Below are 15198 nucleotides of genomic sequence, written 5' to 3' on the forward strand. Positions count from 1 at the left end.
TACTTAGCTGGCCTTTGCCCGTCCCTTCTCGACGTATTCCACGGCCCGGAGGGTTTCGTCGAGCGGGAAGACGCGGTCGACGACGGGGAACATCGCATCGTCAAGGAAGCGGGGCGGACCCCTCGCGGATCGTCATGGGACGGAATTCCGTTCTCCGGGGGAGCGGGGGAGGCATCAGATGCCGACGCGCCACGACCGCGAGCAGGACGTAGGCGAGCACCGCCAGCACGACCGTGATGATCCACGCGCGTGATCCGGTCGGGTCATAGACCCGCCCCGCGTTGCCCACGTCCACGGCGGGCGCCGCCTGTCCGGTCTCGAACGTGTCACGGCCGCTGCCGTACAGCCTGACGCCCTCACGTTCCACGGTGCCGTCGTCGGACTGGAACGTTCCTGACCACTCGCAGGTGGTGTGCCCAGCGTGCCCGGAGCACATGAGACGGGTTGCGGTGAAGGTGCCCCGTGGCCCGTCAGTGGTGGCGGCCCTGGCGGCGGTGCCGAGATTCGGCACCGACATCCAGAAGAGAAGGAGGCCGGCCAGCAGGAGCAGCAGGGACACGAACCCGGAGGGCTTCCTACCGCTCGTAGCCATGCGTTCAGCCCTTCGGCGCGCAGGCGCACCGTGCGGTGACGTTGTCCGGCCGGTTTGCGCGGGTGTGCAGGTACATCGCCACCACCATGGGCACCGTCACCAGGGTGTTGTAGAAGAGGTGCAGCTCCACCCGGGGCAGGATCAGCTGAACCAGGCTCGTCGGGGCGGCCTTGCCCAGCAGGTGCGCGCCCGCGAGCACTTGGATCAGGAGCAGCAGGTGCTCCAGGTGGTGCCACACCTGAATGCCGAGCGACACCTTCCACCAAGTGCCCGAGCGGCCGGTGAAGCCAGGGCGCAGGAGGAAGAGGCCGACCATCATCACCAGGGCGTAGCCGTAGTGCATCCACTCCGAAGTGACGAGCCACGGGAAAGGAACCCCGAGCACGCCGCGTGCCTCCGGGATGGGCCAGCCCAAGACGTAGATCTGGTACGCCTGGACCAGGTGCTCCGCCCAGTGCGCGACGACGATGAACAGGAAGACACGTAAACCGAGTTGATGATGACGGCTGTTGAGGGAGTCGATCCCGCCGCGCAGGGTGTGCGGTGATGCTCCCGTGGTGATGGCCATGCCTGAACCTCCGAGGTCAGGGAACGGTGACTCATTGCATCAGATGGTGCACGGGAAAGCTTCTTCCGCTGTGCTGTCCTTGAGGGGCCGGTTCGCGGACGCTCGCGCCCTGCCGTACGGCCCGGCGGTGCGCCCGCGGTGTGCGCGATGCCGACCGTCCCGACCCTCACGAACAGGCGCCGCTGCTCAGGGGTTTGATGCCAGGAGAACCGATCGTCGAGTTCCCCCCGTCGCGGCCACGTCACTGCGCAGCAGGGGCTGGCACACGCGGACGGTGGACGGTGCGGGACACACCGTCCACCGCGACGATCGCGGCGGGTTTCTCCACGGGCTCTCCGGCTGGCTGTGACCACCCCCGACCGCCTACCGGCACGGCGACGGTCAACACCCGTCGGGCCCTCCTGCCCGGCCAGGATCAGGAGCCGCGAGTCCGCTTCGGCGCCGGCGACGATGGCCTCAGGGGAGGCTGACCTCGCCCTGGTTCAGGACGCGCGGATGGAAGTACGCCGCTTGGATCTCGGCGTTGGTGTTGTTCCCCCCGCAGATGCTCGGACCACATCATGAACCATGCCCATTGTGGCTGGCTCCGCAGCATCGCGGCGGTCGGCACCTTGCCGATTTCCCCGATGGCCATGGGCTTCGTCCCGGCGATGTTCCTCATCTGCTGGTAATCGGCGGAACTCGGATGGTTCTTGTACCGGACGTCGAGCGACACGACATCGGCGTACTGATTTCCGGGGTAGTAACTGCTCCACCCCCGGCCGGGTTGCCTTGCACGTTCCACACCCAGATGAGGTTGTCCAGGTCCTTCGTTCCCGCGAGGTAGTCACGCGTGATCTGGAAGAGCCGAGCACTTCCGTTGGTCCCCGGCCGGTTGCCCCACCAGTTCCACGATTCGTTCATCTCGTGGAACGGGCGGAAGAGTACGGGAACTCCCGCGTTCTTCAACTGCTGAAGGTAGGGGACGACCTCGTCGAGGCGTCGCTTCCAGGTGTTGTTCAGTGCACTGCCGTCGGTGAGGAGCTACGAGAATTGCACGTTCGATATGTTCGACTTCACGCCGCCCTCGAACGCGCAGGTGCTCCCGCCGGTCGGCGGACAGGCATGCCAGGTCAGAGACACCATTGACCCGTTGGCCCACTCGGTCTTCGCCTGGTCGACCACGCGTTGGCGGTTCGCCACGTCCGCGGCGTTGAACATCAGGTCGCCTCCCCACAGGCCCGGGTACTGCCCGGTGACGTCCTCGACGTGTTGCGTGTACTGCCCGGGAGCCGAAGCGGGCTCCTTGTTGTGCTGTCCGGAAACGATGCTGGTCCCGGATATGGTGCGCAGATAGTTCACCACATTCTGCTTGGGGGTCGCGGGAAACGCCTGCGCGGACTCGGCCGTCGGCCAAGCAAATGCTGCGGTGAATACAGCTGCGGCAGCCAAGGTGGAAGTGGCAAACCGTCGTGTTCCTCTCACTGGCATCCCTGCTTTCGTGACGGAGCGGAAATACTCGACGACATGAAGGTGGCGGAATCCGTAGTTCTCGTCAACGGTTCACGTCGCCTCTCATTGCCGGCAGGCAACATAATCTACTTAACGTTTCCTAAACGTGGCGCATTTTTCGCTGCTTGTCCTCTATGTGCGCTCCACGTCATGGGGTCGAACTGCGTACCGACACGTCAGCTCCCCATGGCGCCGTGCCGCGCCGCCCGGAGAATCGGCCCGGGCGCCCTACCCCGCTCACTCCGTACGGGCTGAACCGGGGTGCGCCACCCCTGACGGGGCTGTCGGCCGGTGTGACTCGTCCGGTGCTGGGCCGAGATGTGGTCGGCGATCAGCCGGCCGACTTCCGTATGCTGCCGGGGTCGGATCGGTGGTGAAGCGCTTCGATGAGTGCGTGACAAAACGCCATATAGGAGTGTCCGCCGGCCTCCGGGGGCGCCCGGCCGTCCTCGCATCCCTTGACCACTGGAGTGTTTGTTGGAACGGTATCGGAGGTCAGTGCCCACGCGACCTGTCGAAGCGTTTCGATGATGGGCAGAGGGCGTGATGGCGCCTGCCCCTGCCCGCCAGACGGGCCGAGCAGGCGAACCACCGCCCTTCGGGAGGGATGTAGCCACCTGGAACAGGTCGGCGCCGTGCTGCACCGAATCCGCCCCGTACTCCTCGCTCGATCGCGACCCACACACCGAGGAACACCAGATGAAGTTCACCGAAGGCTTCTGGCTGATGCGCGAGGGCGTCCGCGTCTCGTACGCCACCGAAGTACGCGATCTCCATGTCGGCGCCGACCACATCACGGCCTACGCGGCTGTCACGCCCGTGCGCCATCGTGGGGACACCCTCAACACGGCCCTCATCACGACCGAGTTCTTCTCACCGGCAGAAGGGGTCATCGGCGTACGTGTCACCCATCATGCGGGCAAGCGCCATCTCGGGCCCGACTTCGAGCTGCCGGGCGAGGGGACGCGGGCCGGCGCGGGCCACACCCGGCGTGAGGGTGATCTCGTCGAGCTGTGCAGCGGACCGCTCACTCTGCGCCTCGACACCGCGAAGCCGTGGACGCTCCAGTTCGTGGACGAAGGTGGCCACCGGCTGACCGCCGCCGAGCGCAAGGGCACCGCGTTCGTGACCGCCCATGACGGCGCACACCACATGGCCGTCCAGCTCGCTCTCGGCGTCGGTGAGCAGGTCTACGGGCTCGGTGAGCGCTTCACGCCCTTCGTCAAGAACGGTCAGACCGTCGACATCTGGCAGGCCGACGGCGGTACCAGCAGCGAGCTGGCGTACAAGAACATCCCGTTCTACCTCTCCTCGCGCGGCTACGGCGTCTTCGTCAACCACCCCGGCAAGGTGTCCTTCGAAGTCGGATCGGAGTCGGTCGGCCAGGTCCAGTTCAGCGTCGAGGACCAGGCCCTGGAGTACCACGTCGTCGCGGGACCGACCCCCAAGGAGGTGCTCGCCCGCTACACCGCCCTCACCGGTCGCCCCGCCCTGCCGCCCGCCTGGTCCTTCGGCCTGTGGCTCACCACATCCTTCTGCACCGCCTACGACGAGGCGACCGTCGCGTCCTTCGTCGACGGCATGGCGAAGCGGAACATACCGCTCTCCGTCTTCCACTTCGACTGCTTCTGGATGCGCGAGTACCAGTGGTCGGACTTCCAGTGGGATCCTGGGACCTTCCCCGATCCGGAGGGCATGCTCGCCCGTCTGAAGGCCCGCGGGCTGAAGATCAGTATGTGGATCAACCCGTACATCGCACAGAAGTCGACGCTGTTCGCGGAGGGCGCCGCTCGCGGGTACCTGGTCCGGCGGCCGAACGGCGACGTCTGGCAGTGGGACCTCTGGCAGCCCGGCATGGCCTTGGTGGACTTCACCAACCCCGAGGCCCGGGCCTGGTTCCAGGACAAGCTGAGGCCGCTGCTCGACCAGGGTGTCGACTGTTTCAAGACGGACTTCGGGGAGCGCGTGCCGACGGACGTCGTCTGGCATGACGGCTCCGACCCCGAGCGGATGCACAACTACTACGCCCACCTCTACAACAAGACCGTCTTCGAGCTTCTGGAGCAGGAGCGCGGTACCGGTGAGGCCGTCCTCTTCGCCCGTTCGGCGACCGCCGGCGGGCAGCAGTTTCCCGTCCACTGGGGTGGCGACTGCTTCGCTTCCTTCGAGGCCATGGCCGAGTCGCTGCGAGGCGGGCTTTCCCTGTCCCTGAGCGGCTTCGGCTTCTGGAGCCACGACATCGGCGGCTTCGAGGGCACCCCGGACCCGGACGTGTTCAAGCGATGGCTCGCCTTCGGCCTGCTCTCCTCGCACAGCCGCCTGCACGGCAACGTGTCCTACCGGGTGCCGTGGGAGTTCGGCGAGGAGGCCGTCGACGTCGCGCGGCAGTTCACCCTGCTCAAGCACCGGCTCATGCCCTACCTCTACGGGGTGGCCGTGGAGGCCCACGCCACCGGCGTCCCCGTCATGCGCCCCATGCTCCTCGAATTCCCCGAGGACCCCGCCTGCCGCGCCCTGGACCGGCAGTACATGCTCGGCCCCGACCTTCTCGTCGCGCCCGTCTTCACCGCGGAGGGCGAGGTGGAGTACTACCTGCCACGGGGTACCTGGACTCATCTGCTGACCGGTGAGACGGTGGCCGGTCCTGTGTGGCGGCGGGAGAGGCACGGCTTCGACAGCCTGCCGCTCTTCGTGCGGGCGGGTGCCGTGCTGCCCCTCGGCGCGGACGACCAGAGGCCGGACTCCGACTGGTTGGACGAGCTGACCTTGCGCGTCCATCCGGCTTCTGACGGCACGCCCTTCAGCCGGTCGCTCACCGTGCCCGACCTCACGGGCCGGGTGGCGGCGGTCTTCCACCTCGTACAGGACCAGGACGGCCTGCGCGTGCGAGCCGAGGGGACGGATCACTCCTTCCGCGTGGAGGTGGCCGGTGGCGGCTGTGCCCGGGGAGCCGGTGATGTGGTCGTGCCCATGCCCTGACGAGCCACCTTCCCGCGCATCGAGGCGCAACGGCGCCCCGGTGGTGCGTACCGGCCCTTCTCACGGAGGGGCTGCCGCACCCGCCGGGGCCTCGGCGGGCGCCAGGGGTGGCGTGTACCGGCCGCTATCTGCGAAGCGGTCTCTCGCTCGAGTGGCGGCCGACCGCGCCCCCGCTCGACGCCATGGACCAGGGCGAACACGGCGAAGCCCGGCACCTTGGGGGTGCCGGGCTGTACTGCGCCTGTAGGTCTTCAGTCGGTGAAGGAGACCCTCGCGAGCCGCACCGGGCCGTGCAGCCGGATGTGCAGATCGTGCACGCCGGACAAGGAGAGACCGGCGGCGGTGGTGACATAGGCGTAAGGACCGTCGGCGACGGGTGTGAAGGACGCGAGGAGTGTCCCGTCGGACAGCCGCAGTTCCACGGTGGCCGGTCCGGTCGCGGCCGTCTCCGCCGACGCCGTGACGACGCCGTCCCCGAAGTCGCAGCCGTGGAAGACCAGTTCGCCGGCGACGCCGTCCGTGGCTGTCACCGCGTCGCCCGTCACTCTGGTCCGGTCCACGATCACGGTGCCGCGCTGTTCGTCGTAGTCCGCGGCATCGAGGCCGCTGTCCAGTACGGGACGCGGAGCGGTTTCCTCTCCCTCGATCAGGAGGTCGGAGGTGAGCCGGATGTCCGCGCTTGAGGCGCCGATGAGGATGACGCGCCGGCCCGCGTCGAGCGTCCAGCGGCCACGGGAGACATCCCAGAAGCCGAATGCCTCGACGGGCACCTCGAACGTGAGCCGCCGTGCCGCCCCGGAGGCGAGGCGCAGCCTGCGGTGGGCGAGGAGCTGCCGCTGCGGCCTGGGGAGAGTCGATTCCGGTACCTGGACGTAGACCTGGGCGACCTCGTCCGCGTCATGCGTTCCGCTGTTGGTCACGGTGAAGGACACCTGGACGGTGTCACCGACGCGCGCGGTCGACAGGCCGTCGTAGGCGAAGGCGCTGTAGGAGAGACCGTGGCCGAACGGATAGAGGGGGGTGCCCTCGTAGTACAGGTAGGTCTGGCGGCCATCGATGATGTCGTAGTCCAGCAGGTCGGGCAGCTCGGCGTCGGAGGTGTACCAGGTCTGCGGAAGCCGTCCCGCCGGCGACACGTCGCCCGCCAGGACCCGGGCGAGTGCGGTGCCCGCAGCCTGCCCTCCGTGGGCGGTCCAGAGCAGGGCGGGAAGGACGGCATCCGCGTCGGCCAACGCGTACGGATACGAGGAGACGACGGCGAGCACCGTACGGGGGTTCGCGGCGTGAGCCGCGCGCCACAGCTTCGTCTGGTGGTCAGGCAGGCGCAGCGTGGTGCGGTCCTCGGTCTCGCGGCCGTTGATGTGCGGGTCGTTGCCGACGGCGACGACGACCACGTCGGCGGCCGCGGCCGCCGCGGCCACGTCGTCCACACCGCGACCCACGGTCACGATGTCGAAGGCATCACCCTCCTCGGCAACCTTCAGGCCTCCGGCGGTCACCGACACGTACCGGCCCGTGCCGACATGCTCGAGGAGGTGGCCCGTACCGTGTTCCACCAGACGGAACGTCTCCTGCACCACCCAGCCCCCGGGCTGGTCGGCCGACGCGCGCAGGAGACCGTCCTCGGCGACCGACACGTAGGCCCCGTCGGGGGCCCGGAAGGTCAGCAGCCCGCCACCCCAGTCCACCGCGGAGAACGCCGTGGGGTCGCCGCCGACGGTCAGCGGCGCGAGGTCGGTGCGACCACTCAGCAGCGCCGGATCGAGGGCTCCTTCGACTCCCCGCACCGTGGCCGTTGTCGACGGGGAAGGGACACGCACCCAGCCGGCCGCTGTGCGCAGCCGCACCCGGTCGGCGCCTTCGGTGAAGGAGACGCCGGCTGTGCCGAAGCGCTCGCGCAGCCCGTCCAGGGGCGTGGAGCGGTGGATCAGCGTGCCGCTGTACCAGTCCAGCTTGCACTCGTCGGCGAGCAGCCCGACCAAGGCGATGCGTGTGCCTTCGGCCAGCGGCAGCAGGCCGTCGTTCTTGAGCAGCACGACGGCCTGCTCCGCGGCCTCCCGCGCGAGCGACCGGTGCTCCGGAGTGTCGAACGCCGCGGCCTTCGCGTACGGGTCCAGCTCGGGATCGAACTCCCCGAGGCAGAAGCGCATCCTCAGGAGCCGGCGTACGGCCTCGTCGACTGTCCCATCCTGGAGCAGCCCGCGGTCGAGTGCCCCGCGAACGCGTCCGACGATGACGGAGGAGTCCTGGCCGTGGTCCGTGAAGCTGTCCACACCGGCGCGCAGGGCGGCGGCCACGGCTTCCTCATGGGTGTCGTAGTAGTCCTCGGAGTCGACCAGGTTGGAGGGCGCGCCGGCGTCGGAGCAGACCACCAGGGGCTGGTCGGTCCATGTCCGCAGCTGCGTGTCCAGCAGGGGGGAGAGGTGGTTCGGCCTGCCGTTGACGAGGTTGTACGAGGGCATCACTCCGGCGACGGCCCCCGCTTCCACCGCGGGACGGAAGGCCCGGAGGTCGTACTCGTGCAGGACCCGGGGGCGGATCGAGGAGGAGCTCGTGTCCCGGTCGGTCTCGTTGTTGTGGGCCAGCCAGTGCTTGAGCACCGGTGCGGTGCGCCAGTAGACGGGGTGGTCGCCGCGCAGCCCGCGGGTGTAGGCGACAGCGATGGCGGACGTCAGCCGAGGGTCTTCGGAGTATCCCTCTTCGTTGCGGCCCCACAACGGGTGTCTCAACAGGTTGACCGTGGGAGCCCACACGTTGAGTCCCACTCTCGGATCGTTCGCCCGCATGGCACGGGCCTCCTCGCCGACAGCCTCACCGACCTGGCGGACGAGGTCCTCGTTCCACGTGGCGCCCAGCCCCACGGCCTGCGGGAAGACGGTGGCGGGTCCCATCCAGGCGACGCCGTGCAGGGCCTCCTGACCGGTACGGAACGCCTCGATGCCCAAGCGTTCGACGGCGGGCGCGAACTGGTGCAGCATCGCGATCCGCTCATCGCGCGTGAGCCGCCTGAGCAGGTCGTCGACGCGCTCGTCGAGGGAGAGGGTGGCGTCCCGGAAGGACGGCCGCATGTCGGTCACAGAGTTCCCCAAGGGTGAGCGATCGGAACGGTGCAGCAAGATTCGAAGCGCTTCGATGCTGAAGGCCCTCGTGGGGGAGTGTCAAGACGCAGCCGCCCCGGCCAGGTGCTCGGCAGAGGTGAGGGGTCGCTGTCGCATACTCAGCAAGCAAGGCGAGACAAAAGAATTCCGGGGCGACTCTTGAACGGCTTGTCTTCCTCACTTAACCTCGCTGCAACATCGAAGCGCTTCGACGAAGCGGTCGGTCGACCACTCCTTGCTTCGTGTGTCCCAGCTCGCCTCATCCGCCGACTTGCATGCGTACGGCCGCTCCCGAACGCCCGCCGGCTGCCCGCATGACGAAAGGGGCTACGCCATGCCCGACACCAGAGCTCCCAGCCGGAGAACGTTCCTCGGCTCCACCGCGGTCGCCGCGATCGCCGTCGCGGGCGGTGTGCCGCTGCTCAGCGCGTGCAGCGGTTCGTCCGGCGACAGCCGCGCCGAGGGGGTCACCACGGGGAAGAAGCTTCAGGGCATCCTCCCGGCCTTCGTCGGGTCCGACGTCGTGAAGCCGGACCTGCCGAGCGCGAACGGGTCAGCCGTGGCTTTCACCACCGCGCTGCCGGCCTCGAAGCTCGCCGTCTCCGTGCCCGAGAAGCTCGGCAAGGGCAGCACCGTCTCGATCATGGCTCCGCTCTGGGGAACCTCCCCCAAGAACGGCAACCCGTACTGGACGGCGATGGACGAGGCCATCGGCGTGAAGGTGAACTGGCAGAACCAGGACGGCAACACCTACGGGCAGAAGCTCGGCGCCGTCCTCGCCTCCAGCGCCGTCCCGGACGTCGTCGTGGTTCCCGCCTGGGAGCTGGGCGGGAAGATACCCAGTGCCATCAACAACAAGTTCGCCGACCTCGGCCCGTACCTGTCGGGCGACAGGGTCAAGGACTACCCGAACCTGGCGGCGATCCCCACCAACGCCTGGCAGCGGGCCGTCTTCGGCGGCAAGCTGCGCGGCCTGCCCATGCCGGCCAGCGACATCCCCAACATCGCGCCCTTCTACCGGTCCGACCTCTTCGAGGCCGAGGGCTACCAGCCGCCCACCACCACCCAGCAGTTGTTCGACCTCGCCAAGGAGATCACCTCCGCCAAGAGCGGGGTCTGGGCCTGCGGCGACATGACCTGGGCTGCGTACAAGTTCTTCGGTGTCCTCGACGAGAAGCCCGTCTGCTGGAAGCTCGTGGGTGACAAGCTGGTCCACCGGATCGAGACCCCCGAGTACCTCGAAGCCCTCGAATGGTCCCGCTCCCTCTACTCCGCCGGATTCGTGCACCCGGACGCCAAGGCCGAGAGCGGGGACATCGGCAACCTCTTCACCGCCGGCCGGGTGTGGATGTACAACGCGGACATCTCCGACTGGTACGGCAAGACCGTCGTCCAGCGGGGTGACAACCCGGGCTTCTCCATGGCCGCCATGGACTACTTCCACCACGACGGCGGCAAGCCCCGCCTCTACGCCGGGTCGCCCTCCAACATCTGGGCGTTCGTCAACAAGAACGCCGACGAGAAGACGATCCGAGACGTCCTCGCCATCGCCAACTACACGGCGGCCCCGTACGGCACGAAGGAACAGCGCCTCAAGGCGTACGGCGTGGAAGGGCTCCATCACACGCTCAAGGGCGATGAGATCACCAAGACCGAGGCCGGCAACAACGAGGTCTTCGCGACCTACGAGTACGTCGCGAGCCCTCAGCAGTTCTTCGCCTACCCCAACCACCCCGACGTGGCCGAAGGGATGGTCCGCTGGCAGCAGCGCATGGGCGCGTTCGTCACCCGGCCTCTCTTCTACGGCATGCAGGTTCAGGAGCCGAACCGCTGGGCCGAGCTCAGCAGCCAGTTCGAGGACCTGGAGAAGGACGTCGTGCGCGGCCGGAAGAAGATCAGCGACATGCAGCAGGCCGTGTCGGACTGGCGCTCCCGCGGTGGTGACCAGCTGCGTGACTGGTACCGGAAGCTCCTGGACGACGCCGGCGACCAGGCGTCCTGACAGCACCGGCCCGAGGGGGAACAAGGAGAGAGAACGTGCCGCAGAGCAAGGTGGCGGGTCCGGAACGCGCCGCTGACGACAGCAAGAAGGTCCCGGCTTGCTCCGGCCCGGCCGAGGACACGGATACAGCGAGGCGGGCGAACGTCCCCGCCCGCACATCCCAAGGCATCGACTGGAGAGTCAGACTGCGTCGCGATCGCACGCTGATCCTGATGACCCTGCCCGCGGTCCTGCTCGTCCTGGTCTTCAACTACGTGCCGCTGCTGGGCAACATGGTGGCATTCCAGGACTACGACCCCTACCTCGGGGACAACGCCTTGCAGGCCGTCCGCGAGAGTCCCTGGGTGGGCAGCGAGCACTTCAGCCGCATGGTGGAGGACCGTCTCTTCTGGCAGGCGCTGGAAAACACCTTGACGATCTTCCTGGTGCAGCTCACCCTGTTCTTCCCCGTGCCGGTCCTGCTGGCCCTGCTCATCAACAGCTTCGTCCGGCCCCGGGTCCGCGCCGTCGCGCAAGCGGTGCTGTATCTGCCCCACTTCTTCTCGTGGGTTCTGGTCGTCACCATCTTCCAGCAGATGTTCGGCGGTGCGGGCATGCTGGCCCAGACCTTGCGCGAGCACGGTTACGAGGGCATCGACCTGATGACCGATCCCGGCCTGTTCAAGTTCCTCGTCACCTTCGAGATGGTCTGGAAGGACGCGGGCTGGGGCGTCATCGTCTTCCTCGCCGCGCTCTCCGTCATCAGTCCCGATCTGTACGAGGCGGCGGCGATGGACGGCGCCTCGCGGTGGCGGCGGATGTGGCACGTGACGCTGCCTGCCCTGCGTCCCGTGGTCGCCCTGCTGCTGGTGCTGCAGGTGGGCAACGCCCTGACCGTCGGATTCGAACAGATCCTTCTCCAGCGCACCGCGGTCGGCCCGACCGCTGCCGAAGTCCTCGACACCTACGTCTGGAACGTCGGCATCCAGTACGGGGACTTCAGCTACGCGGCAGCGGTCGGAGTCATCAAGGGAATCATCGGCCTCGGTCTCGTACTGGCGGCCAACAAGGTCGCCCACATGATGGGCGAACAGGGGGTGTACAAGCGATGAGCGCCGTGTGGGGTTCCACGCGCCGCGGGGGCTCCCGTGGCCGGCTGCGGCCGGTGTGGGAGGAGGAGCCGCGCCGGGCAGGTCTGGCGGCGAAGGGCACGGTACTCGTCCTCGCCTGCGCCGCGATCCTCATTCCCCTGTGGATCGTGATCGTCACCAGCCTGTCCTCGGTGAAGACCATCACGGAGGCCGGCGGGCTCGTCGTCGTTCCCCGCGGGATCACTTTCGTGGCCTACCAGGAACTGCTCGGCGGAGGCCAGGTCACCCGGGCAGCGCTGGTGAGCGTGGGAATCACGACCACCGGCACGGTCTTCAGCATGACCGTGTCCGTCCTGTGCGCCTACGGCCTCTCCCGCAGCGGATCACTGCTGCACCGGCCCCTGCTGGTGACCCTTCTCGCCACCATGTTCTTCGGCGCGGGTCTCATCCCCACCTACCTGCTGGTCCAGGGGCTCGGACTGACCGACACCTACCTGTCCCTGATCCTTCCCAGCGCGGTCAACGTCTTCAACATCCTCGTCCTGCGGTCCTTCTTCATGAGCGTCGCACCCGAGCTCCTCGACAGCGCCCGCATCGACGGCGCCGGTGACCTCCGCATCCTGTGGACGATCATCATGCCGCTGTCCCGCGCGGTCCTCGCCGTCATCGCGCTCTTCTACGCCGTCGGCTACTGGAGCGCCTGGTTCAACGCGTCGCTCTACCTGAGCGACCAGAACATGATGCCGCTGCAGAACGTGATGATGCAGTTGGTTCTCAAGCAGGAACGCCCTACGGGCCTGGCACAGGCCATCAACACCGGCCAGCTCTCGCCCCTGTCGATCCAGATGGCTGTCATGGTGCTCGCACTGCTGCCGGTGGCCGTGCTGTCGCCGTTCGTCCAGAGGCACTTCAAGAAGGGCATGCTGACGGGCGCGGTCAAGGGCTGACACCACGCGGCGTCGCCGGTCCAAGACGCCGTTCGCCCGCCGACCCGGTGGATTCTTCGCCTGCGTCGCCGTCCGCGGTCCGGCGTGCCTCCCTCCATCTCCGTCGTGTCCGCCCGCGCCTGACCACGGGAGGGCACGGCGGCCCCACCCCGCATCGCAACGGCCCCACGAAGAGAGGGTTTCGTCATGTCTATGCTCGAGAACCAGCCCGGCAGGCGCACGGTTGTCACCGCCGGTGTGCTCACGGGTCTGACTGCCTGGCCCGCGCTGTCCGCAGCCGGCGCCGTCGCCGCACCGGTGACCCCCGACACCGCGCGAGCCTCCTCCGGGACGGCCGGTGGCGCCCAGCAGCATCGTTGGCGTACCGCGGTCATCGGCGGTACCGGTTTCGTCACCGGCGTCCTCTTCCACCCCCGCGTCAAAGGACTCGCCTACGCCCGTACCGACATCGGTGGCGCATACCGGTGGGACAGCCGCACGCGGGCCTGGGTCCCTCTCACCGACCACCTCGGCTGGGACGACTGGAACCTGCTGGGCGTCGAGGCCATGGCCGTCGATCCCCACCATCCCGACCGCCTCTACCTCGCCCTCGGGACGTACGCGCAGAGCTGGTCGGAGAACGGAGCCGTGCTGCGTTCGGAAGACCGGGGAGCCACCTGGGCCCGCACCGATCTGCCGGTGAAGCTCGGGGCCAACGAGGACGGGCGCGGCACCGGCGAGCGACTCGTCGTCGACCCCTCCGACAGCGACACCCTGTGGCTCGGCACCCGTCACGACGGCCTGTGGAAGTCCACCGACCGCGGAGCCACCTGGGCGCGGGCCGGGTTCGGACCCGAGCCGGTGGCGAACGGGCAGGGCATCACCCTCCTCGTCGCCGCGGGACGGACTCTCTACGCGGGATGGGCCGACGGCGGATCCGCCCTGTACCGCCGCCGTTCCGACGCCACCTGGGAGCCCGTCCCAGGACAGCCGGGAGGCGCGTCGGCCCGCGTGCCCGTCCGGGCCGCGTACGACACCGCGATCCGCACGCTTCACATCAGCTACGCCGACGCCCCCGGGCCCAACGGGCAGAGCGACGGCAGCGTGCACGCCCTGAACACCGTTACGGGAGCCTGGAGCGACATCACCCCGGTCCGGCCCGGTGGCACCACCCCGGACGGGTCACCCGACACGTTCGGATACGGGGGCGTCGCGGTCGACACCCAGCGGCCCGGCACCCTGGTGGTCACCACCAACAACCGCTGGGCGGACATCGACACGGTCTACCGCTCCACGAACGGCGGACGCACCTGGGAATCCCTGAAGGACCGTGCCGTCCTGGACGTCTCCGAGACGCCTTACCTGCGATGGGGCGAGCCCCGGCCCAAGTTCGGCTGGTGGATCCAGACGGTCGCCATCGATCCATTCGACTCCCGCCACATCGTCTACGGCACCGGCGCCACCCTCTACGGCACGCGCGACCTGGTCCACTGGTCCCCTGAGATCCGCGGCCTGGAGGAAAGCGCCGTACGGCAGCTGGTCTCCCCTCCCGAGGGCGGCGCGCACCTGATCAGCGGTCTGGCCGACATCGGCGTCATGTACCACGACTCCCTGACCGCCTCGCCTTCCCGCGGCATGGCCACCAACCCGGTCTTCGGCTCCGCCACCGGTCTGGCGATGGCGGCCCGGAAGCCCTCCTACGTCGTACGGACAGGATGGTCATCGGGCCGCAACGGCGCCTGGTCCGGCGACGGCGGCCAGACCTGGAAGCCCTTCGCGAGCCAGCCGGACATCGCGAGTACGGCTCCCGGTCCCATCGCGACCAGCGCGGACGGCAGCACCCTGCTGTGGTCGTTCGTCCACTGGGACGGCTCCACGTACGCCACACACCGCTCGACCGACAACGGCGCCACCTGGGCGGAGGTGCCCACCTTCCCCCGGGGCGGTACGCCGGTCGCCGACCCGTGGGACCCGCGCCGCTTCTACGTCTACGACACGGTGAACGGCACCGTTCTCCGCTCGGCCGACGCCGGACGGACCTTCACGCCCGCCGCCACCGGCCTGCCGGCGGGCGACAACCAGTTCCGCCTGGCTGTCACGCCCGACCGGAGCGGTCACCTCTGGCTCTCCGCCAAGTGGAACGGCCTGTACCGATCCGTCGACGGCGGTGCCACCTTCACCAAGGTCGGCAGCTGCTGGGCCTCCTACACCCTGGGCTTCGGCAAGGCCGCTGCCGGCGCGGACCATCCGGCGATCTTCCAGGTCGGCGCCACCGACCGGACCACCGCCGTCCTGCGTTCCGACGACGAGGGCGCCTCCTGGACCCGCATCAACGACGACGCCCACCAGTGGGGCTGGATCGGCGAGACGATCACCGGCGATCCCCGCATCCACGGCCGCGTCTACCTCGGTACGAACGGCCGCGGCGTCCAGTACGCCGACCCCGTCTGACCTCTCGACGAACCTCAACCT

At 68.5% G+C, this 15198-nt stretch carries 9 protein-coding genes and 1 pseudogene; 5 read left to right on the forward strand and 5 right to left on the reverse strand.

Going from position 1 to position 15198, the window contains the following annotated elements; genetic code table 11:
- Positions 1 to 100: 100 nt before the first annotated feature.
- The 4 genes and pseudogenes from AMK21_RS29500 to AMK21_RS29510 form a co-directional block, all read right to left on the reverse strand.
- On the reverse strand, positions 101 to 592 hold the full coding sequence (locus AMK21_RS29500) for a hypothetical protein (RefSeq protein WP_073882228.1): 492 nt from the start codon (positions 590 to 592) through the stop codon (positions 101 to 103).
- A 4-nt stretch (positions 593 to 596) separates the two neighbouring features.
- Positions 597 to 1160: a hypothetical protein gene (locus tag AMK21_RS29505; RefSeq protein WP_073882229.1), complete on the reverse strand. Its 564-nt coding sequence runs from the start codon at positions 1158 to 1160 to the stop codon at positions 597 to 599.
- Between the two features lie 415 nt (positions 1161 to 1575).
- On the reverse strand, positions 1576 to 1875 hold the full coding sequence (locus tag AMK21_RS36755) for a hypothetical protein (RefSeq protein ID WP_267893941.1): 300 nt from the start codon (positions 1873 to 1875) through the stop codon (positions 1576 to 1578).
- A pseudogene (locus tag AMK21_RS29510) lies at positions 1818 to 2630 on the reverse strand (glycosyl hydrolase). Before AMK21_RS29510 ends, AMK21_RS36755 begins: the two are co-directional and overlap by 58 nt.
- 720 nt (positions 2631 to 3350) lie before the next feature.
- Between AMK21_RS29510 and yicI the strand changes: the two are divergent.
- Positions 3351 to 5630 (forward strand): alpha-xylosidase, encoded by a 2280-nt coding sequence (gene yicI / locus AMK21_RS29515; protein ID WP_073882230.1) that lies wholly within the window; start codon positions 3351 to 3353, stop codon positions 5628 to 5630.
- Positions 5631 to 5881: 251 nt separating this feature from the next.
- On the opposite strand, the gene AMK21_RS29520 is transcribed toward yicI, so the two are convergent.
- Entirely contained in the window at positions 5882 to 8698 is a 2817-nt protein-coding gene (locus AMK21_RS29520; RefSeq protein ID WP_079181276.1) for a glycoside hydrolase family 3 C-terminal domain-containing protein, read from the reverse strand.
- 364 nt (positions 8699 to 9062) lie between these two features.
- On the opposite strand from AMK21_RS29520, the gene AMK21_RS29525 reads away from it, so the two are divergent.
- From AMK21_RS29525 to AMK21_RS29540, 4 genes are all read left to right on the forward strand, one after another.
- Complete coding sequence (locus AMK21_RS29525) at positions 9063 to 10730, forward strand: extracellular solute-binding protein (RefSeq protein ID WP_073882232.1); 1668 nt, start codon at positions 9063 to 9065, stop codon at positions 10728 to 10730.
- 35 nt (positions 10731 to 10765) lie between these two features.
- Positions 10766 to 11821, forward strand: coding sequence for an ABC transporter permease (locus tag AMK21_RS29530; protein ID WP_073882233.1), 1056 nt, complete (start codon positions 10766 to 10768; stop codon positions 11819 to 11821).
- A complete protein-coding gene (locus AMK21_RS29535; RefSeq protein WP_073882234.1) occupies positions 11818 to 12747 on the forward strand; it encodes a carbohydrate ABC transporter permease in 930 nt (309 codons plus the stop codon). Before AMK21_RS29530 ends, AMK21_RS29535 begins: the two co-directional genes overlap by 4 nt.
- Positions 12748 to 12939: 192 nt before the next feature.
- Complete coding sequence (locus AMK21_RS29540; RefSeq protein ID WP_073882235.1) at positions 12940 to 15177, forward strand: sialidase family protein; 2238 nt, start codon at positions 12940 to 12942, stop codon at positions 15175 to 15177.
- The last annotated feature ends 21 nt before the right edge of the window (positions 15178 to 15198 follow it).

Source organism: Streptomyces sp. CB00316 (assembly GCF_001905595.1).
Taxonomy (GTDB): domain Bacteria; phylum Actinomycetota; class Actinomycetes; order Streptomycetales; family Streptomycetaceae; genus Streptomyces.